Source organism: Tardiphaga alba, assembly GCF_018279705.1.
GTDB lineage: Bacteria > Pseudomonadota > Alphaproteobacteria > Rhizobiales > Xanthobacteraceae > Tardiphaga > Tardiphaga alba.
Genome location: NZ_CP036498.1, coordinates 1630839 through 1654237 on the forward strand (window position 1 = coordinate 1630839; position 23399 = coordinate 1654237).

Here is a 23399-nt window from a genome sequence, read left to right on the forward strand (position 1 = left end):
CCGCCTTTGTTTATGCGGCCCTGATGCTCGCCAGAAAGCGATCGACCTCGCCGCGCAGTGTTTCGGACTGCGCTGCGAGCTTCGTCGCCGAGCCCAGGACGTCATGCGCGGCGATGCCGGTTGTTGAAATCCCCGACGTCACGCTGGAAATATTGCGCGAGACATCGTCGGTACGCGCGGCGGCCTGATTGACGTTGCGGGCGATCTCCTGTGTCGCAGCGCCCTGTTCCTCGATGGCGGCGGCGATGATCGATGAGATCTTGTCGACTTCGTCGATGGTGACGCAGACTGCCTGGATCTCATCCACCGCAGCTTTGGTTTCGTCCTGAATCGAGGCGATCTGGGCACGGATATCCTCGGTCGCCTTGGCGGTCTGGGTCGCCAGTGATTTGACCTCGCCGGCCACCACGGCAAATCCCTTGCCGGCTTCACCGGCGCGCGCCGACTCGATCGTTGCATTGAGCGCGAGAAGGTTGGTCTGGCTTGCGATGTGATTGATCAGGGCGATGACTTCGCCGATCTTTTCGGCTGCGGCTGCAAGGCTTTGCATGCGCGCATTGGAGCGTCGTCCGCTATCGGCGGCCTTGCCGACGGCAGCCGATGACTGTGCCAGCTGCCGATTGATCTCCGCAATCGACGAGGACAGCTCCTCGGACGCTGCTGCCACGGTCTGCACATTGTCCGTCGCCGACACCGAGGCGTCTGACACTTCATTGGATTGCACGCGGCATTGCTCGACGACGGCCGACATGGATTGTGCTGTGTGCTGCATCTCTGTTGCGGCCGATGACACGTGATCGACGACCTTGCGGACATTGCTTTCGAAATTGTCGGCAAGCGCCGTAAAGATCGCGCGTTTCTCCTGCTCGACGCGCGCATTGTTCGCGTCCTGCTCGGTCTGGAAATGGCTGACCCGGATAGCGTTCTGCTTGAAGATCTCCACCGCCTGCGCCATCTGGCCGACCTCATCCGTGCCGCGACGCTGTGGCAGAGCAATCGACAGGTTGCCGTCGGCGAGTTCGCGCATGGCATGGGTGATCGCAAGGATCGGACGCGAGATGCTGCGCGCGATCAGCAGACCGCCGGTTGCGGCGAGAATCAGGCAGATCGCGGCCATGCAGGCAGCAAGCAAGCGCGCCTGCGCGATCGAGGCCATATATTCGCTGTTGTCCATGACGATCTCGACGGCGCCAATGGATTGGCCGGAGAAATCCTTGACCGGTCCCAGCAGAGCGACCACCGGCGTCTTGTTCAGCTCGCCCGGACGGATCACGAAGCTGCCGGCCGTGGCGCTGCGATAGGCCGCGGTATCGAAGAAGCTGGTCTTGTTCAGCGTGCCGCCGAAGGTTTTGAAGCCATCCTTGTCGGCGAGATAGAACGCCACATCCACGCCACGGTCGCGCTTGAACTCATCGAAGAAGCCCTGTCCGAATGTAAGCCCGAATTCGACAGTGCCGAGATGCTTGCCTTTGTCCGCCACGGGCACGACGCCGCGAATGCCGAGGCCGGCCACGCCGCCCTCAAGGCCCACCACCGGTTTCATGCTCGAATTGGCCACGACCACCGTCTTGCGGAAGCCCGTGAGGTCGTCGCCGAACTTGGCCGGCTGATGTACCCGGAACTGCGATAGTCCGGCCGGTGTATGGAATTGAAACTGGTCGACGCCGTAGTCGGATTTGAGTCGGGCGAAGCCCGGCCCGAACAGTTGCTGCAATGCCTCACGATCATTGCGTGCCACCGCCTGCTGCGCCGCAGGAATCGTCGCCACCACCGCGCTCATTGCTGCCGCCCGGCGTGCTTCCTGAAGCAGGCGTGATTGCAGGGCATCGTAATTGCTCTGCAGTTCGCTGCGATCGGCGCGGTCGACGATGCCGCCGATGATCCACATGGCTCCCAGGAGCAAAGCGAGTGCTGTCGCTGCGGCGGATACCACAAGTGCTGCGGTGATACGGGCCTTCAGGCTCAGATTGGCAAGCATGCGATGCTCCCGTCCGCGGCTATGACAGCTCTATCGGACTTTGGTGTTTCCTCCTGAAAACCATAGGTTGAGAATATTAATATACCGTCGAGAGCCGGCTAGGTTGCTATTCGGCAGCACCTGGTGATGGACGGCTTTCGTTGCTCGGCCTGCGCCGAAGGCCCGATGCCTCTCGCGATCCGTTCGGCTTTAAACGTGCAAAACCAAACGCGAGGTCCCCGCTTTCTCGGCTGGCCGGTCAATCGAGACCGCGCCTGAGATACTTAAGTCTCACAGCCCAAAGGGAATTTCAGAAAAATTTCAGAAAAACCCGCCGCCATTTCAGGACACTTATCGCGACGCCATGACATGACGATTCGTGGGGTGTCACCGGTCTGTAAGCCATAGGCGCAGGCTGTGCGTGTCGGGAGAGGAACAGGGCATTGCGAAATCTCGGGGAGGGATTTGGGCTGGTCCGTTGGTTGCGGGCTGCGGCCATTGGCTGCGCCGGTCTGGTCGCCTCTGTCGCTCCGGCGGCTGCCGTTTGCGATAGCGTCGTCAACTGCTCGGGGAATATCGCGGGCGGCGTCAGCTATGACGGCAATTCGGTCACGACCCTCAACGTCAACTCCCTGACCGCGAATGTCACCCCGTCCGGCGGCGTTGCGGGATTGAACCTGTCCGCCCGCGCCGACGATGGCAGCAATGGCCGCGATGGCGGTGTTGGAATCGGGACGGAGCCCGGTGACGACGGTAACGGTGGTAACGGTCTCACCCTGACTTATTCGCAGCTAGGCGCCAGTGCGTCCTCGGGGAGTTCCGGCGCGATCGTGACGACCAACGCTTCAGGCATTGTTGTCAGCTCACGAGGCGGCAATGGTGGCAGTGGCGGTGACGCCTATGTAGCCGGCAACGGACGTGGCGGCGGCAATGGTGGTGCCGGCGGTGCAGTCACGGTCTCGGCGACGGGTGCCATCTCGACCACTGGCAATGGCGCGGCAGGGATCGTCGCCGCCAGCGTTGGTGGTGACGGTGGCAATGGTGGCGATTCCGCAGGGCTTGGCGGCAGTGGTGGTAATGGCGGCGAAGGCGGTCATGCCAGCGCGGTGGCGGTCACGCTCAATGGTTCGGTCCGCACCAATGGGTCGGATGCCAACGGCATCAGCGCGGTCAGCCGTGGCGGCGCCGGCGGCTCTGCGGGTGATTGCGCCGGCATCTATTGCGGATCGAGCAGCGGCGGCGGCGCGGCTTACGGTTCCAGCGTCAATGTGACGACCTTGTCGGGGTCATCCATCGAGACCTTCGGCGCCTATTCCAACGGCATCTACGCCGCCAGCATCGGTGGCTTTGCAGGAAGCGGCGGCAGCTCCTACGGCGTCGTCGCATTCGGCAGCAGCGGCGCCAGCGCAGGCAATGGCGGCACCGTCACGATCAACAATGCAGGTTCGATCACGACGCATGCGGCAAACTCCTACGGCATCTTTGCACAGAGCATCGGCGGCGGTGGCGGTGGCGGCGGCAGTGCCGGTGGCCTCGTGTCGCTCGGCGGCAGCGGCTCCAGCGGTGGCAATGGCGGTGACGTCTCGGTCACCAATAGCGGTGCCATCACCACCAGCGGTGCGAAGTCGATCGCGATCTTTGCGCAGAGCGTCGGCGGTAGCGGCGGCGACGGCGGCAATTCCGGCGGGCTGGTGTCGCTGGGTGGTAACGGATCGTCGACCACTCCCGGCGGCAATGTCACCGTATCCAACACCGGCACGCTGAGCACACAAGGCGCGGACTCCCAGGGCATCTTTGCGCAAAGCATCGGTGGCGGCGGCGGCAATGGCGGAACGGCTGGTGGTACGTTCTCGTTCGGCGGCAGTGCAGGCGGCGGCGGTGTCGGCGGCAATGTCACTGTCAGCAATGGCGGCTCCATCACCACGCAGGGCGTCAACTCGGTCGGCATTCAGGCGCAGAGCGTCGGCGGCGGCGGCGGCAATGGCGGCAATTCCGTCGCCTTCTCCACAAGTGTGCTGACTCTGGCGATGGGCGGCAGCGGCGGTGCGGGCGGCGCTGGCGGCACGGTCACGGTTCAAGGGACCAGCGGAAATCCGGCCTATAATATCAATACGTCCGGCAACAGCGCCTCGGGCATCCTCGCGCAGAGCGTCGGCGGCGGTGGTGGCAATGGCGGCTTCGCCGTCAGCGCAGCCGGCGGCAGCGACCTCTCGGCGTCAGTCGCCTTGGGCGGCAGCGGTGGTAGTGGTGGCGCGGGCGCGTCGGTCACGGTGACGACGGCGGCCTCCATCTCCACGAGCGGCAGCCAGTCGAACGGCATTTCCGCGCAAAGCATCGGCGGCGGCGGCGGCAATGGCGGCTTTGCGGTCGCGGCCGGCGTGGGAGGCGTCAGCGTCTCTGTCGGGCTTGGCGGCAGGGGCGGCAGCGGCGGCCGCTCGAGCGGCGTGACCGTCAGCAATTCCGGCGCGATCACGACGGTCGGGAGGAGCTCCAACGGCATCATCGCGCAGAGCATCGGTGGTGGCGGTGGCGACGGCGGCTTCGCGGTTGCGGCCAGCGGTGGCGCGATCGCCGCCGCGATCGGCCTCGGTGGCAGCGGCGGCGGCGGTGGCGTCGCCGACTTCGTGTCCGTGACCAGCAATGGAGCGATCACGACATTTGGCTCTGATGCGCGCGGCATCGTTGCACAGAGCATTGGCGGCGGTGGCGGCAATGGCGGATTTTCTGTCACCGGCGCCTTCAGCTTTGCGCCGCCTGTGATCCCCGGCGCGGCATCGGTCGGCATCAGTCTGGGTGGCAGCGGTGGCGCAGGCCAGACAGGTGCCGCCGTGACGGTGGCCAGCACGGGCAACATCCGGACCACGGGTCAAAATGCACAGGCCATCGTTGCGCAAAGCATCGGCGGCGGCGGCGGCAATGGCGGCTTCAGCGTATCCGGCGCGTTCTCCGCGGGAAGCGGTTTGACCGGCGCCGCTGCCGTGAGCGTGGGTGGTAGCGGCGCGGGCGGCGGCAATGCCGGGGATGTCAGCGTGTCGAGCCATGGCGACATATGGACCAGCGGCAGTGGATCCACGGCGATCCTGGCCCAAAGCATCGGCGGTGGCGGTGGCAATGGCGGCTTCAGCCTGTCGGCAGCGGGCGCGCAGACCGGTGCCGCCAGCGTCAGCGTCGGCGGGTCGGGCGGCCTCGGTGGCATCGCAGGAACAGTCACCGTCACCAATACCGGCACGGTGTTCACCGATGGTGCCCGTGCGCGGGCGATCCAGGCACAAAGCATCGGTGGCGGCGGTGGCGATGGCGGCTTCAGCGTCACCGGCACGTTCACGACGGGGCCAGGTGCCGGCAGTGTGAGCGTCGGTGGCAGTGGCGGCGGTGGCCAGGATGCGGGCAGCGTCGTGGTCAACAGCAATGTCGGAGCGACATTGGGCACGACGCTGACCATGCGAACCGCAGGTGACGATGCGTCGGCGATCTATGCCCAGAGCGTCGGCGGCGGCGGCGGCAGTGGTGGTTTCAGCGGCGCGATATCCGCCGGCACGGCCGGAACATTCGCTAATGTCGGCGTCAGTGTCGGTGGCTCCGCAGGGACGGCCGGACAGGGCGGCACCGTGAATGTCACCAGTGTCGACAACATCTTCACCAGCGGCAAGGGATCGAATGCGATCCTGGCGCAAAGCGTCGGCGGCGGTGGCGGTGACGGCGGCCAGAGCATGGCGCTGGCATTCAATACTGCCGGCATCTCCGGAGCGCTGAGCGCGTCGGTTGGTGGCAAGGGCGGCGGTGGTGGCAATGGCAACACTGTCACGGTCAACAGCACCGGTTCGTTGGCGACGGTCGGCGACACGTCGGCGGCGGTGTTCGCGCAAAGCGTCGGCGGCGGCGGTGGCACCGGCGGTTTCGGCGCTGCGGCGTCGATCGCCGCAGGAACCGCTTGCGACTGCAACAGCAATCTCAGCCTTGCTTTGGGGATCGGTGGCACCGGTGGTGCCGGCGGCGACGGCGGCATCGTAGGTGTCACGCGCAACGGCGACATCTCGACGTCGGGTGCTGGCTCGTTCGGCATTCTCGCGCAGAGCATTGGCGGCGGCGGCGGCAGCGGTGGTTTCGCTTTCGCGGGTGGCTTCGCGCAGCGCAATTCGTTCAATGTGAATTTCGCGCTCGGCGGCTCGGGCGGTGTCGGCGGCATCGGCGAAGCCGTGACGGTCAACAACACCGGCCGTATCGGCACAACCGGTGCCGACTCCACCGCTATCCTCGCACAAAGCATCGGCGGCGGTGGCGGCAATGGTGGCCTTTCCGTTGCCACCGCGCTCGGCACCGGCGGCACTGCCACCAGCGTCAATATGGGCGTGTCGATCGGCGGCTCGGGCGGCTCAGGCAGCAGCGGTGGCGCAGTCAACGTCACCAATAACGGGGTGCTCAGCACGCGCGGCGATGGTGCCTATGGCATTCAGGCGCAAAGCATCGGCGGCGGCGGCGGCAATGGCGGTGGATCGATCAGCGCCATCGTCGGTGCTTCTGCGGGGAGCGCCGGCAATACGATCAATGCATCGGTCGCGGTCGGTGGCAATGCCGGCTCGGGCAATGTCGGCGGCAATGTCACGATTGATCAGACCGGTGGAATAGAAACCATCGGCGATGGCGCGCACGGCATTCTCGCCCAGAGTATTGGCGGCGGCGGTGGCGTCGGTGGCCGCGCCAATTCGCTCGCTTTCGCGCTCGGTGGAACATGCGGACTCCCTGTCGTGTGCGACCCACCGGGCGGTGGCACGAATATCAACATCGCGATTTCGGTCGGTGGCAACGGCGGCACGGGCAATGATGCCGGCACCGTCAACGTCAATAATCACAGCGCGATCACCATCACCGGCGACAACTCCGTCGGCATTCTCGCCCAGAGCATCGGTGGCGGCGGCGGCGAAGCCGGCAACGGTTCGGTCGGCCTCGGTGGCGGTTTGACCCCGCTCCCGGTCGATCCCAGCACAGTTCTCATCCCCTTCAGCAATGCGACGCCGCTCAGTCCGAAAATTGCGATTGGTGGCACCGGTGCGAATTCGGGTGCGGGCAACACGGTGACCGTGACCAGTTCCGGCGCGATCACCACGAGCGGCGCCAATTCCGATGCCATCATGGCGCAAAGCGTCGGTGGCGGTGGCGGTAGCGGCGGCAATGCAGCCCCGGGCATCACTGGCCTGCTCGGCATCGGCGGCGCCGGCGGCTCCAGCGGCAACGGCAGCACGGTCACCGTCACGGTGTCGAGCGGTGGCAACATCGTCACCTCCGGGCGCAACTCGCGCGGTGTCTATGCGTCCAGCATCGGCGGCGGCGGCGGTAGCGGCGGTGGTGACCTGCTCGGCATCATCACGGTCGGCGGCGATGGCGGCGGCAGCGGCGACGGCGGCACCGTGACCGTGACGACCAATGCATCCATCACGACCAGCGGCGTGAATTCTCACGCCATTGTCGCGGAAAGCATTGGCGGCGGCGGCGGCTCGGCACGCGCGACGTCAGGCGTGCTCGGGATCGGTGGCACGGGCGGCAATTCCGGTGCCGGTGGCGCCGTAACCGTGTCCAACACCGGTGCGATCGTCACGACCGGAGCGAACGCGAACGGCATCATGGCCATGAGCGTCGGCGGTGGTGGCGGTAGCGGCGCGGCAGCCAATGGCTTGATGGCGTTCGGCGGCTCCGGCGGTTCGAGCGGCGATGGTGGCGCCATCTCGATCACGAATTCATCGACGGCCTCGATCACCACCTCGGGCGACATGGCCTACGGCATCTACGCACAGAGCGTCGGCGGCGGTGGCGGTGGTGGCGGCAATGTCGTGTCGGGCGGCGTCGGGCTCTCGATGTCCGTCGGCGGCAATGGTGCATCGTCCGGCAATGGCGGCGCCATCACCATCGACAACTACGGTGCGATCCGCACCAATGGCGCGATCGCCCTCGGCATCTTCGCGCAAAGCATCGGCGGCGGCGGCGGCAATGGCGGTACGTCCGGCAGCTACGGTCTCGGCGCACCCGTCGGAATCGGCGTCGGCGGTGGCGGTGGTTCGAGCGGGGACGGCGGCAATATCACGATCACCAACCGCCAGAGCGGAACGATCACGACCACGGGCGCAGGCTCGACGGCGATCTTCGCGCAGAGCGTTGGTGGCGGCGGCGGCAATGGCGGCGCTGCACTGACAGTGTCGGGCACCGCAGGCGGCGGCACCGTGGCGGTCGGCGGCACCGGCGGCAACGGCGGTAATGGCGGCGTCATCACGGTCACCAACAACGGCGCGATCACGACGACGGGCATCAACTCGGTTGCCATCTTCGCGCAGAGCGTCGGCGGCGGCGGCGGTTCGGGAGGATCGGCGATCGCGGCGACCATCGGCGCTGTCGTGCCGATCGGCGGCGGCAACGGTTCTGTCGGCACGGGCGGAGACGTCACGGTCACCAACACATCGACCGGGACGATCACGATGACAGGCGCGGGCTCTGTCGGCCTGTTCGCGCAGAGCGTTGGCGGCGGCGGCGGCATTGCGACGGCCGATGGCGCTGCGACCTTCGCGCTCCAGGCGCAGGGCAACGGCAATGGCGGCGTCGTGAGCGTTGTCAACAACGGCTCCATCATCATGACCGGCGACAACGCCGCGGGTGTCTTCGTGCAGAGCGTCGGCGGTGGCGGCGGCGTGATCGGAAAATCCGGAGATCTGCTCGGCCTCGATCCGATGTTCCGGGGCACGGCGGGCGGCACTGGCACCGGTGCACGCGTGTCGCTGACGCAGACTCAGGATGTCGCGTCGATCGGCCTCAACTCGGTCGGCCTGCTGGTGCAGAGCGCCGGCGGGACCGGCAATGGCGATATGGACGTCACGGTCACGTCCGGGACCACGATCGTTGGCGGCACCGGGACCGGCGCAGGCGTCGGCTTCCTCGAAGGCGCAACGAATGTGCTGACCAATAACGGCCGGATCACATCGGTCAACCAGATCGCCGGCTATGCGATGACGGCCACCAGCGGCGACGATACGGTCGACAATTACGGCAGGATGATCGGCTCGATCAATCTTGGCGCAGGTGCCAATGCCTTCAACAACCGGGCCGGGGCGCTGTTCGACATGGGAGCGAATGTCACGCTCGGTGCCGGAAACCTTTTCGCCAATAACGGAACGATGTCGCCCGGCGCGATCAATAACGTCTTCACCAGCGCGGTGTCAGGTAATCTCGCGCAGTCGGCTGGTGCCACCTATCAGCTCGATCTCGATTTCGGGCCGAGCACGGCTGACCGGATCAATGCGACGGGCACGGGATCGCTCGGCGGCAAGGTTGCTATCAATTTCCTGAACAAGGCGCTCGTATCGCCCGGCGACCACCAGATGACGATCGTGTCGACCGGCGGTGGTGTCTCCGATACCGGACTGTCGATCGACGCCGCATCGTCTGCGATCGTGACCTACAGGCTGATCTATCCGAACCCGAATGACGTGCTGCTCGGCTACAGCGTCACGTTCAATCCGGTCGGGATGGCTCCGCAATTCGCCTCGATCGGCAATACGATCAATGCGATCCAAACAGCCCGCAGCTCGCCGGGCTTCGCGCCGATTGCAGCCGCATTGTTCGACCTGCCTGATCAGCCCGCGCTGACGAAGTTCTATAATGCTGTCGGCGGCGGCGGTACGGCGGCAACGCAGGAGGCGAGCTTCGGCGCCGGAACGGGCTTCGCGTCCATGATGTTCGACCAGATCAACACATGGGTCGCCGGTGCGCCGAGCAACAATGGCGTCGTGTTCGACGACAATGCGATGGCCTATGCCGCCATGTCGCCCGCCGATGTCGTTGCAGACAGTGCATTCCGTGTCATCCGCAAGACGCCGACGAGCTTCTCTGACCGCTGGCGGACATGGGCCGCACCGTTCGGCTCGAAGCAGACCATCGGCAGCAATGCGATGACGGGAGCTCCGGGCTCGTCTGCGCGCGGGGCCGGTGGCGGATTTGGTGTCGAGCGTCAGTTCGGCGACAGCGCGGTGTTCGGCGTCAGTGTCGGCGGCAGCAGCTCGGCCTGGGCGGTGGAGGACCGTTCCACCACCGGTCGCATCGAAGGCGCGCATGTCGGTGTCTACGGTGCATATCGCGATGGTCCGCTCTATCTGAGCGGTAGCCTCGGCTACAGCCGATTCGACAATCGGATGACCCGCGAAATCGCGGTGGCCGGTCTCCCGATCGAGTTCGTTGCTGGCAAATTCGCCAGCGATCAATTCTCCGGACGTCTAGAGCTGGGATGGCGCCATGCGCTTGAGGGGCTGACGGTCACGCCGTTTGCCGCTTTGCAACTGTCGAATACGTGGCAGCGTGGTTACACGGAAACCATCGCGTCGGGCGCCTCTAATGGTCTTCTCGGGCTGACCTATCAAGCGCAATCGACGATGTCGTTGCCGGCATCGCTCGGCTTGCAATTCGACAGCCGCTTCGAACTGGCGGATCAGATGACCTGGACGCCGTTCGTGCGCGCCGTCTGGGTGCATGATTTCTTCCCGGATCGGCATATCACGGCATCGTTCAATGTTGCGCCGGGTTTCCTGTTCAATACGATCGGAACGCCCGCGTCGGCAGACTCGGCGCAGATTGTCGCCGGTGGTGAAATCACGCTATCTAACCGGGTGTCGGTATTCAGCTCTTTCTCAACTCAGGTGGCTGCGCGTAGCCTCGCTTATGCAGGCACGACCGGTCTGAAGATTGCGTGGTAAGCTCGATATCAATCGAGCGCTCGGTATGACGATGGATAAAATGATCAAAAACATTGCGCGGACGTTTGTTCTGGTGGCGGGAGCGATCTGCCTGGTGCTGGGCAATCCGGCAGCGGCACAGCAGCCTCAACAAGCGCAACCGAAACCGAGCAAGGCGGCCCCGGCTGCGCCGAAACCCGCAGCGGCGGCGGCACCTGCGCCTGCTGCATCGGTGGAGGGCAACGCGCAGTCTCAGCCGGTCTGGACATCGCGTTGCGCAAGCGAGGGAAGGAAGTCCGCACTGCTCTGCGAGGTCGAGCAAAGTCTCTACATGACCAAGACGGGACAGCTTGTGGCGTCCGTGAATGTCAAGCTGCCCGCCGATACGCGGCAGCCGGTGATGATGATCCAGCTTCCGGTGGGGCTGTTTCTACCCGCCGGAGTCACCTTCCAGGTCGATGAAGGCAAGCCTCAGGCACTCGCGATCCAGACCTGCGATCTGAAGGGGTGTTATGCCGCGACGCCGCTCTCACCGGACATACTGACGACGATGACATCCGGCAAACGGCTCTCTGTCGTTTTCCAGAACCTGAACAAAGAAAACGTGAACCTTGCCTTCGTGCTCTCGGGCTTTGCCGAAGGCTACGACAAGATCAATTGATCCAGGGATGGTGGAGAGGAGCCCGGCGGCGTTCCGCTCCGATATCTCTCACGGCACGTATCGCTTATTTCGCCGGCAGGGCCCCGAGGAAAGCGAACAGCCTCTTCGATGAATCATGTGTGGCCGCGGCGCTGAATCTGTAGGAAATCTGGTTGCCGCGCATGTCGGTCTTTGTGCGGCCGTCGAGTTGCTGGCAATCCCAGCAATGTCCTGTATCGGGATAGACATGCCAATCCACCAGCGAGCCACTGGATTTCGCATGCTGCAATTTGCCGACGCATTCCGCCGCTGGCGTTTCGTTGTCGGCGTCGCCCATCAGCACCAGGACGGGTTGCTTCATGTCATCGCTGACGAGATCGAAGACAGGTGCGTTCGGACGCGAGACGCGAAAGCAGCCAGGATAGAAACTCGTGATCGAGGCGAATGGTCGGCCTCCGAGTGCGTCGGTGTAGCGCGCGCTGGCGACGATCAAGCCCACCATGGCACCCCATGAGTAACCGACAAACGATATTCGCGACGGGTCAACGAACGGATAGTTGCGCAGATGCGCAGCAGCCTGGAAAGCGTCCTTCGCGCCACGGAACAGGTTGACGCCCGCGCGCGGCCCGTAACATACAGTCTGCACGTCGCGCGGCTTCAGGCTGTCGATCAGCAGCACGACGTAACCGCGCCGGACGCCTTCGCGCGCCCAGTGGGCGACGGCCGGATTCAATCCCGCGCATTGATGTACCATCACGAGGGCCGGGAATGGCCCGTCGCCAGATGGTTTCAGAAGCGCAGCTCGCGGAGAGGCCAAAGCTTCGACGGCCTCGGCGCGTTCCGGAAACACGAGGTCAGCAGCAAATGTCGTGGCCCGGATTGCGGCGTCCGGCGGCAAAGCGCGCAGTGGCTGCTCGGGCTCGGCATGAAGCGCGCTTACCGAGGCCGTGCTGAGCGCGGCGGTGATAACAACTAACTGACAAAGCCGTCGGCTGCAGGTCCACATCTTCGACGTCCGCGCGTGATGGAAACAACTGAGTTCCATTCGAAACACGTTGCAATGCGCTTGTCGATCAAATCGGTTTGTGGATAGGATCGCGGCATATTTCAGCTAGTTATTTGGAACCGTGATCATGCAAGCGGTCAATTCCAGGTTTTTCGCGACCCGATATGTGGCCTCCGGCGCACTCGCTGTCTTCGGCGCCATGGCGGCGATCATATCGTCGGCAGTGCCGGTCTTCGCACTCAGCCAGGAAGCTGCGCTCGAAAAGTGCAGGATGACCGTGGGCCGGCCCATCGTGATGTCGTGCATGCGCGGCGGCGGCGGTAGTCTGGAAGCATGCCGCGGGCAGGCGACGCCGGCGGTTCGATCCTGCGTGATGTCCAGTCTCAAGGCTGCGAATGGACGTGCCAATGTGGCGGTCGCGGTGCCGGTGGAAGCCGCGCCGAAGGTGGCGCCGGGATCGGCATTGCCGGTCGGCTTCGTCGCGCCCCCGCGCTCCATCGCCGATATCACGGCGATTCTCGATACCGAGAAGCCGGACGCCAAGAAGATCGAGCAGCTGAAGATCGATGCCGACGTCAAGGTCCCCGGCGGGGCATCGAGCGCCGCTCTCGCGCAGTTCTATTCGGATCGTGCCGGCGCCCGCGCGCAGCTCGGCCGGCTGACGGATAGCATCGCTGACTATGAAAAGGGCATCGAGACAGGCCGTGGCAACGTCGCGCCTGGCATGATGGCGCGCATGGTCCAGCTCGTCGCCGTGCAATACAATAGCGCCGGCGATCCGAAGAAGGCGCTCGAAACCTTCCAGCGCTTGCTGCGCGACACCGCCAATACGCCGGGCGCCAAGGGCTTCGTACACACCGCCAATCGCTCCATCGCGATGTCGCTGATCCAGATGGGCGACATCGTGCAGGCCGAAGGCTATATGCGTCGCAGCCGTCCCGCGATCGAGGAAGCGCGCACGAGCGGCCATCCCGCCATGCGCGCGGCCTATGCGCGCTACGGCCAGAACTGGGAAGCCGAGATCGAACTCGGCAATGCCGCGATCTTCGAGGCGCGTGGCCAGTTCAAGGAAGCCGAAGCGGCGCTGCGGATCGCCGAGGCGCGGAAGCGCGCGGGCGCAAAAGGTCTGCTATCCGGCGAAAATCCGCCCACGGAATCGTCGCTGACCCAGGCGATCGATTTCATCGCGCTCAATCTCTCGCGTACAAAAATGCGTCAGGGCCGCTTCGCCGAGGCCGAGTCCGATGCGCGTCGCGCGCTGCTGTCGCAGCTCAAGAACCAGGGCAAGTATCACAGCTCGACCGCGCGTTTTGTCATGGGTCTTGCCGGGGTTCTGGTCGAGCAGGGGCGGCATGCCGACGCTGAGAAACTGCTGCGCGTCGCTTTGGATATCGCCAAGACGACCGGCATTCCCGATGATGCGCCGCAGATGGTCCAGACGCTGGCGCAGCTCGGGGGCGTGCTTAATCTGCAGCGCAAGAGCAATGAAGCGGTCGAAATCTACGCACAGATCGACCGCGCCATCGCGAATTGGGAGCCGTTGCGCCGGGAGGCTTTCGAGCTGAACGGCTCGCGGATTTCGTCGCTCTATGCGTCAGGGCAGATCGAGGCCGGCATCGCGGCCGCCAATCAGATGGTCAAGAAGCAGGTCGCACGCGTCGGCGACAATCATTTCGACACGGCATCCGCGCGCGGAACATTGGCCATCGGACTGTCGCGGGCAGGGCGTGACGCCGATGCGATTCGCGAGTTCAAGGCAGCCATCCCGATCCTGGTGGCGTCGTCGCGCGAGGGCGGTGACGAGGACGACACGACGCTCGTCGCGACGCGCAGCCAGCGCTTCCAGACCATCGTCGAAGCCTATTTCCGCGTGCTGGCCAAGGGGGGCGACACGGTTGCCGATGTCGGTACCGAGACATTCAGCCTCGCGGATGCCATTCGCGGCAGTTCGGTGCAGCAGGCGCTGGCGGCGTCGAGCGCGCGTAGCTCGGTGAAGGATCCGGCGCTCGCGGCACTGGTGCGCAAGGAGCAGGATCTGTCGAAGCAGATCAATGCGCAGCTCGGCACGCTGAACAATGCGCTGTCGCTGGCATCGGCCGAGCGCGATGAGAAAGGTGTTCAGGCCCTCAACGCATCGATCGCCAGCCTGCGTAGCGAACGCGTCAATGCGCGGCAGGAGATCAATCGCAAATTCCCGTCTTATGCCGATCTCGTGTCGCCCAAGGCGCCGTCCGTCGATGACATTCGCGCCACCCTGGCGGCGGATGAGTCGATGCTGTCGTTCTATTTCGGCCAGAATGCCAGTTTCGTCTGGGCGGTGCCAAAATCAGGGCCCGTTGCCTTTGCTGCGATCAGCGCCAGCGCTGCGGATGTCCAGACCAAGATCCGGCAGCTGCGCGAGGCGCTGGAGCCGCCGGCCGCCATGATCTCGGACATCCCCGCTTTCGACCTGGCGCTGGGCTACGAGATCTATTCCCTGCTGCTGAAGCCTGTCGAAGCAGGCTGGAAGCCGGCGAAGAAATTGATCGTGGTCACCAATGGTGCATTGGGCCTGCTGCCCGCATCGCTGCTGCCGACCGCACCATCCGAACTCAAGAAGGATGAGGATGTCCTGTTCGCGAGCTACAAGGACGTCCCGTGGCTGGCGCGAACCCATGCGGTCACCATGGTGCCATCTGCGGCAGCGCTGCGGACGCTGCGGCAGTTGCCAGCCGGCAAGGCCAATCGCGGCGAGATGATTGCGTTCGGCGATCCCTATTTCAACAGCGAGCAGCAGGTGGAAGCCGAACAGATCGATGCGAAGATCCGGGTCGCGGATCTCGCGGACGCCAATACGATGCGCGGCGTACCGCTGAAGCGGCGCAACAGCCCCAAGCTCGACGGCGTGGACAGCGCCGAACTGGGCCTGCTGCCGCGGCTTCCTGATACAGCAGACGAGCTTCGCTCGATCGCCCTGGCACTGCAGGCCGATCCGTCGAAGGTGCTGAATCTCGGTAAGGGCGCGACCGAGAAGGCCGTCAAGTCGGTCGATCTCTCCGGGTTCAAGGTCATCGCATTCGCAACGCATGGTCTGGTCCCTGGCGAATTGAACGGGCTGACGCAGCCGGCGCTCGCACTGTCGTCGCCAACGGTCACCGGTGAGGAAGGCGATGGCCTGCTGACCATGGAAGAGATCCTGGGTCTCAAGCTCGATGCGGATTGGGTCGTTCTCTCCGCCTGCAACACCGGCGCGGGGCCGGTGCCGGCGCCGAGGCTGCCTCGGGGCTCGGCCGGGCCTTCTTCTATGCGGGCACGCGCGCGCTACTGGTCACCAACTGGTCGGTGCATTCGCAGTCGGCGCGGGAGTTGATGGCAGACCTGTTCAAGCGGCAGGCCGACGACACCACGCTCGCGCGCGGGGAAGCGCAACGGCAGGCGATGATGGCGCTGGCGGATGGTCCCGGCTATCTCAATGCCGAGGGCAAGACGGAGTTTTCTTACGCGCATCCGTTGTTCTGGGCGCCCTACACCATCATCGGTGACGGCGGAGCGAGATAAGCGTTTAGCGGGGTTGGGGGAGTGATGATGAGTCGTAAGGGTCTTGGTCTTCTGGTCGTTTGCCTGATGGCTTTGTGTCAGCCATTGCCGTCGCGCGCTGCAGGGCCGCTGATCACGCCGGAAGAAGCCGCTCTGCCGCCGCCGAAAGGCGCGGTTGGCGTCGACCGGCGCGGCGTGACGCGCGGTCCGAAGATCGAGCTGGTGTCTGGCAGCGACATCGCATCTTTGCCGACGCGCTTTCAGCTGAAGTTTCAGACCTTCGGCGGCGCGACCGTCGATCTGGCGTCGGTGAAAGTGCTCTATCTGCGAACGCCCAATGTCGATCTGACCGAGCGCCTCAAGACATTCCTGCAGCCGGCCGGCATCGACATGCCCGATGCATCGCTGCCGCCCGGGGAGCACATGCTTCGGGTCGATCTCAAGGACAGCGACGGCCGCGCCGGCAGCACCAGCTTCATCCTCAAGGTCGCGCGCTGACACGATGGCGCTGACCTGCCCCTATTGCCTGCGTGATAACGATGACAGGGTGCTGGTTTGCACCACCTGTTCACGGGACATCGCTATTCCTGAAGCGCTCGCGCAGGAGCGGCTGGATCTGATCGCCAAGCGGGATGCTGCGCTGGACAAGCTGGCCCGGATCAGAAGCGAGATTACGTCCTTCCGTGCCGGGCGAAAGGGCTGAGGCCGTCGATGGAGTGCCCATTCTGCACGGAGACGATCAGGGACGAGGCCATCGCTTGCAAGGGCTGTTCGCGCGATCTGCGTTTCGTGCGGCCGGTCCTGCTTGAAGTGCAGGATCTCGTCAGCGAGATCGACAAGCTCACCCATGCGCTGGATCGCGCCGAAGCGAAGCTGGGCCGTTTGAAACACCCGCTCCGTTATTTCCTGTCACACTCCGCGATCTATGTGCTGATACCCACGATCCTGCTGGTGGCGGCGCATATCCTGATCACCATAGTCCTGAACGTCTCGCCGCTCTATCTGCGCGTGGCATCGATCGTGATTCCGTTGCTGTTCGGTGTCGCATCGATGCCGTTCCACAAGCTTGGGCCACTCGGTGGATTGCTGATCGGCGTGGTCACGGCGATGCTGAGCGTCGGATTGATGCTGGTCGTCACCGGCGTGAATGACGATGTGCCCATCATCCCCGCGTCCTGGACGGAGTGGCGCGAGGTCGGCGAATATGTTGCCAGCATCAGCCTGGCATTCCTGTCCGGCAATGTTCTCGGCATGGCAGTATTCCGCATCCTGCCGAGCACGCTCGCGCAAGGCGGCAAGCCCAATGCGGTCGCGTTCAAGGCCGCGCGCCTGCTCGGCGAGCATGTGGGCGACGAGCAGTTGCGTCGGCGCGCCCGCTGGATCCAGGAGCTGGCCCAGACCGTGGGGCCGCTGATCGGCGCCGGAGCCGGCGTCGCCGGCTCGATCTATACGGGCCTGAAAGGCGTGCTGCTCTAGATGCACGGCGCGGCGCGGGACGGCGCCGTGCACTCATTCATCAGGATGCCATCAGCCGGAACGCCCGGCCTTCCGCCAGCCACGCCGCCCGCTCGTCCCGCAGCATCGTGCGGCGGACCTTGCCGGCATCGTCGCGCAGGCCCTCGCTGAGAACCTCATAGCTCTCCGGATGCTTGTAACGGCTGAGTTGGTCGGCGAGGAATCCGGACATGCCATCGATCGCGCTTTGCGGATCGACGCCAGCGCCGAGTTCGAGAATGGCGTGGACGCGCTGGCCGAGTGCCGGATCGGGCAGGCCGATCACCACGCAGGAGCGCACATCGGGATGCGCCATCAGCGCCGCCTCGATCTCCGCCGGATAGATATTGGCGCCGCCGCGGATCACCATGTCGGACAGGCGGTCGCCGAGATACAGATAGCCCTCGGCATCGAGCCGGCCGACATCGCCAAGCGACTCCCAGCCGTCTGGCCTGCGCTTCGGCTCGGCGCCGAGATAGTGATAGGTGCTGCCGGCGCCTTCATCCGGCAGAAAGAAGATCTCGCCGCTTTCGCCGGGCGCCACGTCCTGACCATTGGCGTCGAGAATGCGCAGCTTGCAGCCGTCGCCGATCTTGCCGACCGAGCCCTTATGCGCCAGCCACTCGGTGCCGGAGATCACGCAGCGGCCCTGCCGCTCGGTGCCGCCATAAAGTTCGAAAACTTTCTCCGGCCCGAGCCAGTTGATCCATTCTTCCTTTAGCCATTGCGGCATCGGCGCCGCCATATGGAAGATCATATGCAGGCTGGAGATATCGTAGCTCTCGCGCACCGCTTTCGGCAGCGACCAGATCCGGTGCATCATGGTCGGTACGAAGTTCACCCATTGCACCTGTTGCGCCGCGATCAGGCGCAGCGTTTCTTCGGCATCGAACTTCACCATGCCCGTGAGGCGGCCACCGGTGAACAGCGCGTAATGCGACACGATGAAAGGCGCGTTGTGATAGAGCGGGCCGGGATTGAGGACCGATGCCCCCTTGGGCATGCCGAGTGGTGGCTCAGCCGCGGTGTCGGTCACGGCCGGAAGATGATCGAGGATGACTTTCGGTCGCCCTGTCGAGCCGCCTGAGGTCATGGCCTTCCAGTAACGTGAGACCGGCGCTGTCAGGGGCTCGTCGGAAAAACCGTCGGGCGTAAACCTTGCCGGCAGCGACACCGGCGCATTCCAGTCGGCTTCGCCGCCCACCACCAGCGATGGCTTGAGGATGTCGAGGACGGCCGCAGCCTCGCCGCGCGGCAACCGCCAGGACAGCGATGTCGGCGTCGCGCCGCATTTCCACACGGCAAAAGTGGTTTCGAACAATTCATTGCTGTTGGGCAGGCCGATGGCGACGAAGTCACCGGGCTTGACGCCTTTGGCGGCGAAAGCGCGCGCACGGCGATTGGCGCCGCGCTCCAGTTGCTCCCATGTCAGCGTGTCCGCACTATGGCTGACCGCGATCGTGTCTTTCGGTTTGCGTTCGGCATACCAGCGCGGCACGTCGGCGAGGGGGATCAGCATATGGTTTCTCCAGTATCGTTACGCTTCTTCATGAGCGTTGGGCCTGTGTGGCAGGAAGTTTGAAACGGTCGCCCGGGCATCGACGATGCCGGGCGACCGTTTTCTTTGCACGTCGATGGATGAATCAGAGCGTCAGCTCATGCCGGCCGACGACCATCCAGTGCACCTCGTCCGGGCCGTCCGCGAAGCGCAGATGGCGCACGTCGGTGTACATTTCGGCGAGCGGCGTCCATTGCGAGATGCCGGTGGCGCCGTGCATCTGGATCGACTGGTCGATGATCTTCGCTGCGCGCTCCGGCACCATGGCCTTGACCATGCTGACCCAGATCCGCGCCTCCTTGTTGCCGAGCACGTCCATGGCCTTGGCGGCCTTCAGCACCATCAGGCGCATCGCCTCGATCTCGCAGCGTGCCTGCGCAATGATCTGCAGGTTGCCGCCGAGATGCGCGATCTTCTTGCCGAAGGCCTCACGCGTCAGGCCGCGTGCCACCATCATGTCGAGCGCCTTCTCGGCCTTGCCGATGGTGCGCATGCAGTGATGAATACGGCCAGGCCCGAGACGGAGCTGCGAAATCTCGAAGCCGCGGCCTTCGCCGAGCAGCATGTTCTCCTTGGGCACGCGCACATTGTTGAAGCGCATATGCATGTGGCCGCGCGGCGCATGGTCATGGCCGAACACATGCATGGGGCCGATCACTTCGACGCCGGGCGTGTCGACGGGAACGAGGATCTGTGACTGTTGCTTGCTGGGCGCGGCATCGGGATTGGTCTTGACCATCACGATCATGATCTTGCAGCGGGGATCGCCGAGACCCGAGATGTAGTATTTCTCGCCATTGATCACCCACTCGTCGCCTTCCAGCTTGGCGGAGGTGGAGACGTTCTTGGCATCCGATGACGCGACATTCGGTTCGGTCATCGCATAGGCGGAACGGATTTCGCCGGCCAGCAGCGGCTTCAGCCACTTCTCTTTCTGCTCCTTGGTGCCGACGCGCTCGATGACTTCCATATTGCCGGTGTCCGGCGCGGAGCAGTTCATCGTTTCGGAGGCGAGGGGATTCTTGCCGAGCTCGGCGGCGATATAGGCGTAATCGAGATTCTTCAGGCCTTCGCCGGTTTCTGCATCGGGCAAGAAGAAGTTCCAGAGGCCTTCCTCGCGCGCTTTGTTCTTCGCCTTGCCGAGAATCTCGAGCTGTTCCGGCGTGAACGACCAGCGATCGGTTTTCTTCTCGCCGGCGCGATAGAATTCGACGGACATCGGCTCGACGGTGGTCGCGATGAACTTGCGGACGTGGTCGTAGAGCGGCCTGACCTGCTCCGACATGCGCAGATCGTTCAGCGCGTCTTCGGGCGCAAGCGTGTAGGGCGTCTGTCGCGGGGTATAGGTCGTCTTCATCGTCGTCGTTCTCCCGTTTCTTCTGTTGGCGACCATCTCGATCGGATGGTTGCGCGCGTGTTGCAGGCGCGGAGCTTGTTGCTGTCTTGTGCCGATATACGTGACCGGCATGGGACATCGGAGCGCATTGGTGCGGTCGGTTTGCAGCACGATACGATTGCATGTGTGGCGCGTCGTCCCAAGCGTTTTATACGCATTGCGGCGTTGGTTGCTGTGCGGCAATTCCAGCGCGCGGAACGTCAATTGTGCGCATGTTTAAAACGACATCATGCTGCTCAGGCGCAGCCCGCAATTTCATCAAATGGCATATCGCAGAAAGACAACCGGCGAAGGCTGTCATGGTAAAATCGCGCCATCCATGCCAAGAGAGCCGTCCTGTGGCTGGACGGTTTCCATGCCCGTTCGACGACATCACGGAATGCCGCGCCCATGTTTTTCACGCCTGATCAGCTCGTGGAGCATCCGGGCTTCGCCGCCTGTCTGCAGCGACAGTCTGCTGGCCTGATTGGGGCGTTCGAAGGAAATCCGCGGCTCACGGCGGTGTTCGCCACCCAGCAGCGCTGGCTGATGGCCCACGCTGCGCTCGCGCTTTACTTCCGTAGTCCGGAACGTCGTATCAAGCTCGCGGATTTTTTCGATGTCGTGGCGCTGCATGAGATTGCCAGCCGCAACACCGCAGACACCTTCGTCAAGGAGATGGTGCATTACGATTTTGCGCGTGCGACCGAAGACGAGCGCGACAAGCGCACGCGCCCGATCGAACCGACGGCGGAAAGTCTGGCGCAGGTGCATGGCTGGTTGATGCTGCATCTGGCGACGCTGGACGGCCTCGATGGCGGATCGCGCTACACCCGCGCGATGGCGCACGACGATATCCTGGTGCGCGTTCAGCCCTTAGTCGCCGATGGGCTGCTGGTGTCGCCGGCCATACGCAAGCCTGACAAGACCTTTGCTCTTTTCACCTGGATCAATAGCGGCGGCCTGGTGATGGATCGCATCATGGCCGGCATTTCGCTGGATGATATCCAGAACGATCGCATCCCGACAGCGTCCACGTCGGCGATCGACATGGTGGTCGGGCTCGCTCTGTCCCGTGGTCATCTCCTGCGCAAATTGCGCGCGGCGGAGGCCATCGGCAGCCTTGGCTGGGCCGGCAAGCGCGGCCAGTCGGCAATGTGGATTTCTCAGGGATTCTGGCGCGAATATGCGATGGCGCAGGCCGAAAAGCTCGTGATCATCGAGCGGGCATATGCAGCGGGCGCCCCATAGGGGCGCCCATGACTATCAATGTCGCATAGACGCGCATCTTTTGCATTTGCACGGAACGCCGCGTTGCCACGCGGCGCATGTGTTGGCAGGCTGTGTCCATTCGATGGATGGAGACTTCGTGGTGGCAAAGAAGACGGTGAAGCGCCCGGCGGCGAAAACGGTCAAGGCGCACAAGGTGATGAAGAAGGCGGCAGCCAAAAGTCCGGCAGCCAAGGCCAAAGTATCCAAGCCCAAAATATCCAAGCCCAAAGCATCCAAGGCCAAGACATCTCTAGCTAAGTCATCCCCGGCCAAGGCATCCAAAACAGTCACGCCGAAGGTGCGTCTGCCGAAGGGACCGGCCTGGCAGTGGACCGCGGTGGAGACTGCTGCGGCGATCCGCTCGGGCGTGGTGTCGGCCGTCGAGGTCACCGAAGCACAGATCGCGCATATGAAGGCGGTCAATCCGAAGCTGAACGCTCTCGTGGTCGATCTGTCGGAGCAGGCACTGAACGCCGCGCGGGCCGCCGACAAGGTGCGCAAGGATGCCGATCGCGGCGCGCTGCATGGCGTGCCGATCACCATCAAGGTCAATGTCGATTTCGAGGGGCAGGCCAACAGCAATGGCGTGCCGGCGCTGGCCAATCTGATCGCGCCGTCGGACGCGCCGGTGGTGCGCAACCTGAAACAGGCCGGCGCCATCGTTCTCGGTTTGACCAACACGCCGGAATTCTCGTTCCGTGGCTTCACCGACAATCCGCTCTACGGGCTGACGCTCAATCCGTGGGGGCCGGACATTACCTGCGGCGGCTCGTCGGGCGGCGCGGGGTCGGCGGTGGCGGCCGGAATCGGCACGATCGCCCATGGCAACGATATCGGCGGCTCGCTGCGCTGGCCGGCGCATTGCAACGGCGTCGCCACCATCAAGCCGACCCAGGGGCGCATCCCCGCCTTCAACGAGAGTGCGGCGGCCGAGCGGCCGCTGATGGCGCATCTGATGTCCGCGCAGGGGCCGCTGGCGCGCAGCGTCGCCGATGTGCGCCTGGCCCTCGGCGTGATGAGCCGGCGCGATCCGCGCGATCCCTGGTGGGTGCCGGCCCCGCTGGAGGGGCCGAAGCTGAAGGGGCCGATCAAGGTCGCGTTGGCGAAGATGCCCGATGACATGAACGTGCATCCGTCGGTGACGGCGGCGCTGCGCCAGGCTGCCGACCATCTGGAACGCGGCGGCTACCGCGTCACCGAGGTTGCGGTGCCGGATATCAGTGCGGTGTGGCAGACCTGGTGTGACATCATCGCCAATGAGGCAATGACGCTGCAGGAAGCCGCGATGCTGCCGGTGACCTCGAAGGACTTCCACAAGGCCTGGGCCGGCATCACGACGAAAGCCAACCCGCTGGATCTCAGCGCCTGGATGAAGGCGACGGCAGCGCGCAGCACGCATATCCGTACGTGGCAGATGTTCTTCGAGGACTATCCGGTGGTGCTGGCGCCGACCTCGGTGCAACCGACGCCGGGGCCGCGTGCGGATGCCGAGAGCCCGGAGCGGACGCTCGAGATATTCTGGAACGATCTGCGCTTCATCTCGGCCATCAACGTGTTGGGCCTGCCTGGCGCGGTGGTGCCGGTGGCGCTGCATGACGGCAAGCCGATAGGCGTGCAGCTCATCGCGGGACGCTATCGCGAGGATCTGGCGCTGGATGCCGCCGCGGCGATCGAGAAGCGCGTGGGGATGCTGGTGCGGCAGTTGTGGGAGCGAGCGGAGTAATTCGCTCCGCTCTCGTCTGGAGTGGGTCTGTAGCCCGGATGGAGCGAAGCGAAATCCGGGGACAGCAGAGATTGTTCAAACGCCGGCTCCCGGATTGCGCTTCGCTCCATCCGGGCTACGGGACCGAGTGTAAGGTGGCACGGCGTTGCC

Annotated in this window: 12 protein-coding genes and 1 pseudogene; 9 read left to right on the forward strand and 4 right to left on the reverse strand. The window is 64.4% G+C overall.

What is annotated here, in order from left to right; all coding sequences use genetic code 11:
- Positions 1-10: 10 nt before the first annotated feature.
- Positions 11-1978 (reverse strand): methyl-accepting chemotaxis protein, encoded by a 1968-nt coding sequence (locus tag RPMA_RS07720; RefSeq protein ID WP_211912268.1) that lies wholly within the window; start codon positions 1976-1978, stop codon positions 11-13.
- Between the two features lie 422 nt (positions 1979-2400).
- Here RPMA_RS07720 and RPMA_RS07725 point away from each other — a divergent pair, with 422 nt between their 5' ends.
- Both RPMA_RS07725 and RPMA_RS07730 read left to right on the forward strand, forming a co-directional pair.
- Positions 2401-10686: an autotransporter outer membrane beta-barrel domain-containing protein gene (locus tag RPMA_RS07725; RefSeq protein WP_211912269.1), complete on the forward strand. Its 8286-nt coding sequence runs from the start codon at positions 2401-2403 to the stop codon at positions 10684-10686.
- Positions 10676-11326: an invasion associated locus B family protein gene (locus RPMA_RS07730; RefSeq protein ID WP_249225586.1), complete on the forward strand. Its 651-nt coding sequence runs from the start codon at positions 10676-10678 to the stop codon at positions 11324-11326. Before RPMA_RS07725 ends, RPMA_RS07730 begins: the two co-directional genes overlap by 11 nt.
- 64 nt (positions 11327-11390) lie before the next feature.
- Here RPMA_RS07730 and RPMA_RS07735 read toward each other — a convergent pair whose 3' ends face one another.
- Positions 11391-12311, reverse strand: coding sequence for a dienelactone hydrolase family protein (locus RPMA_RS07735; RefSeq protein WP_211912270.1), 921 nt, complete (start codon positions 12309-12311; stop codon positions 11391-11393).
- Between the two features lie 1210 nt (positions 12312-13521).
- On the opposite strand from RPMA_RS07735, the pseudogene RPMA_RS07740 reads away from it, so the two are divergent.
- The 5 genes and pseudogenes from RPMA_RS07740 to RPMA_RS07755 all read left to right on the forward strand — a co-directional run.
- Positions 13522-15486, forward strand: a pseudogene (locus RPMA_RS07740) (CHAT domain-containing protein); the annotation flags it as partial.
- 23 nt (positions 15487-15509) lie between these two features.
- Entirely contained in the window at positions 15510-15848 is a 339-nt protein-coding gene (locus RPMA_RS28235; RefSeq protein ID WP_256438217.1) for a CHAT domain-containing protein, read from the forward strand.
- A gap of 24 nt (positions 15849-15872) precedes the next feature.
- Positions 15873-16325, forward strand: coding sequence for a hypothetical protein (locus tag RPMA_RS07745; RefSeq protein WP_249225587.1), 453 nt, complete (start codon positions 15873-15875; stop codon positions 16323-16325).
- A gap of 4 nt (positions 16326-16329) precedes the next feature.
- Positions 16330-16530, forward strand: coding sequence for a hypothetical protein (locus RPMA_RS07750; protein ID WP_211912271.1), 201 nt, complete (start codon positions 16330-16332; stop codon positions 16528-16530).
- Positions 16531-16538: 8 nt separating this feature from the next.
- On the forward strand, positions 16539-17303 hold the full coding sequence (locus RPMA_RS07755) for a hypothetical protein (protein ID WP_211912272.1): 765 nt from the start codon (positions 16539-16541) through the stop codon (positions 17301-17303).
- 40 nt (positions 17304-17343) lie between these two features.
- Here RPMA_RS07755 and RPMA_RS07760 read toward each other — a convergent pair whose 3' ends face one another.
- Positions 17344-18840 carry an AMP-binding protein gene (locus tag RPMA_RS07760; protein WP_211912273.1) on the reverse strand — a complete coding sequence of 499 codons (1497 nt, stop codon included), beginning with the start codon at positions 18838-18840 and terminating at the stop codon, positions 17344-17346.
- A 124-nt stretch (positions 18841-18964) separates the two neighbouring features.
- The gene (locus tag RPMA_RS07765) at positions 18965-20236 is read right to left on the reverse strand and encodes an acyl-CoA dehydrogenase family protein (protein WP_211912274.1); all 1272 of its coding nucleotides are present in this window, start codon (positions 20234-20236) and stop codon (positions 18965-18967) included.
- 429 nt (positions 20237-20665) lie between these two features.
- Here RPMA_RS07765 and RPMA_RS07770 point away from each other — a divergent pair, with 429 nt between their 5' ends.
- Entirely contained in the window at positions 20666-21505 is an 840-nt protein-coding gene (locus RPMA_RS07770) for a hypothetical protein (protein WP_211912275.1), read from the forward strand.
- A 178-nt stretch (positions 21506-21683) separates the two neighbouring features.
- On the forward strand, positions 21684-23249 hold the full coding sequence (locus RPMA_RS07775) for an amidase family protein (protein WP_211913549.1): 1566 nt from the start codon (positions 21684-21686) through the stop codon (positions 23247-23249).
- Positions 23250-23399: the final 150 nt, after the last annotated feature.

Bases quoted from the DNA above. Each gene is read 5' to 3' on its own strand.
- RPMA_RS07760 (WP_211912273.1), bottom strand. From the start codon at position 18,840: ATGCTGATCCCCCTCGCCGACGTGCCGCGCTGGTATGCCGAACGCAAA.
- RPMA_RS07770 (WP_211912275.1), top strand. From the start codon at position 20,666: ATGTTTTTCACGCCTGATCAGCTCGTGGAGCATCCGGGCTTCGCCGCC.
- RPMA_RS07755 (WP_211912272.1), top strand. From the start codon at position 16,539: ATGGAGTGCCCATTCTGCACGGAGACGATCAGGGACGAGGCCATCGCT.
- RPMA_RS07745 (WP_249225587.1), top strand. From the start codon at position 15,873: ATGATGAGTCGTAAGGGTCTTGGTCTTCTGGTCGTTTGCCTGATGGCT.
- RPMA_RS07775 (WP_211913549.1), top strand. From the start codon at position 21,684: ATGAAGAAGGCGGCAGCCAAAAGTCCGGCAGCCAAGGCCAAAGTATCC.
- RPMA_RS07735 (WP_211912270.1), bottom strand. From the start codon at position 12,311: ATGTGGACCTGCAGCCGACGGCTTTGTCAGTTAGTTGTTATCACCGCC.
- RPMA_RS07765 (WP_211912274.1), bottom strand. From the start codon at position 20,236: ATGAAGACGACCTATACCCCGCGACAGACGCCCTACACGCTTGCGCCC.
- RPMA_RS07720 (WP_211912268.1), bottom strand. From the start codon at position 1,978: ATGCTTGCCAATCTGAGCCTGAAGGCCCGTATCACCGCAGCACTTGTG.
- RPMA_RS07750 (WP_211912271.1), top strand. From the start codon at position 16,330: ATGGCGCTGACCTGCCCCTATTGCCTGCGTGATAACGATGACAGGGTG.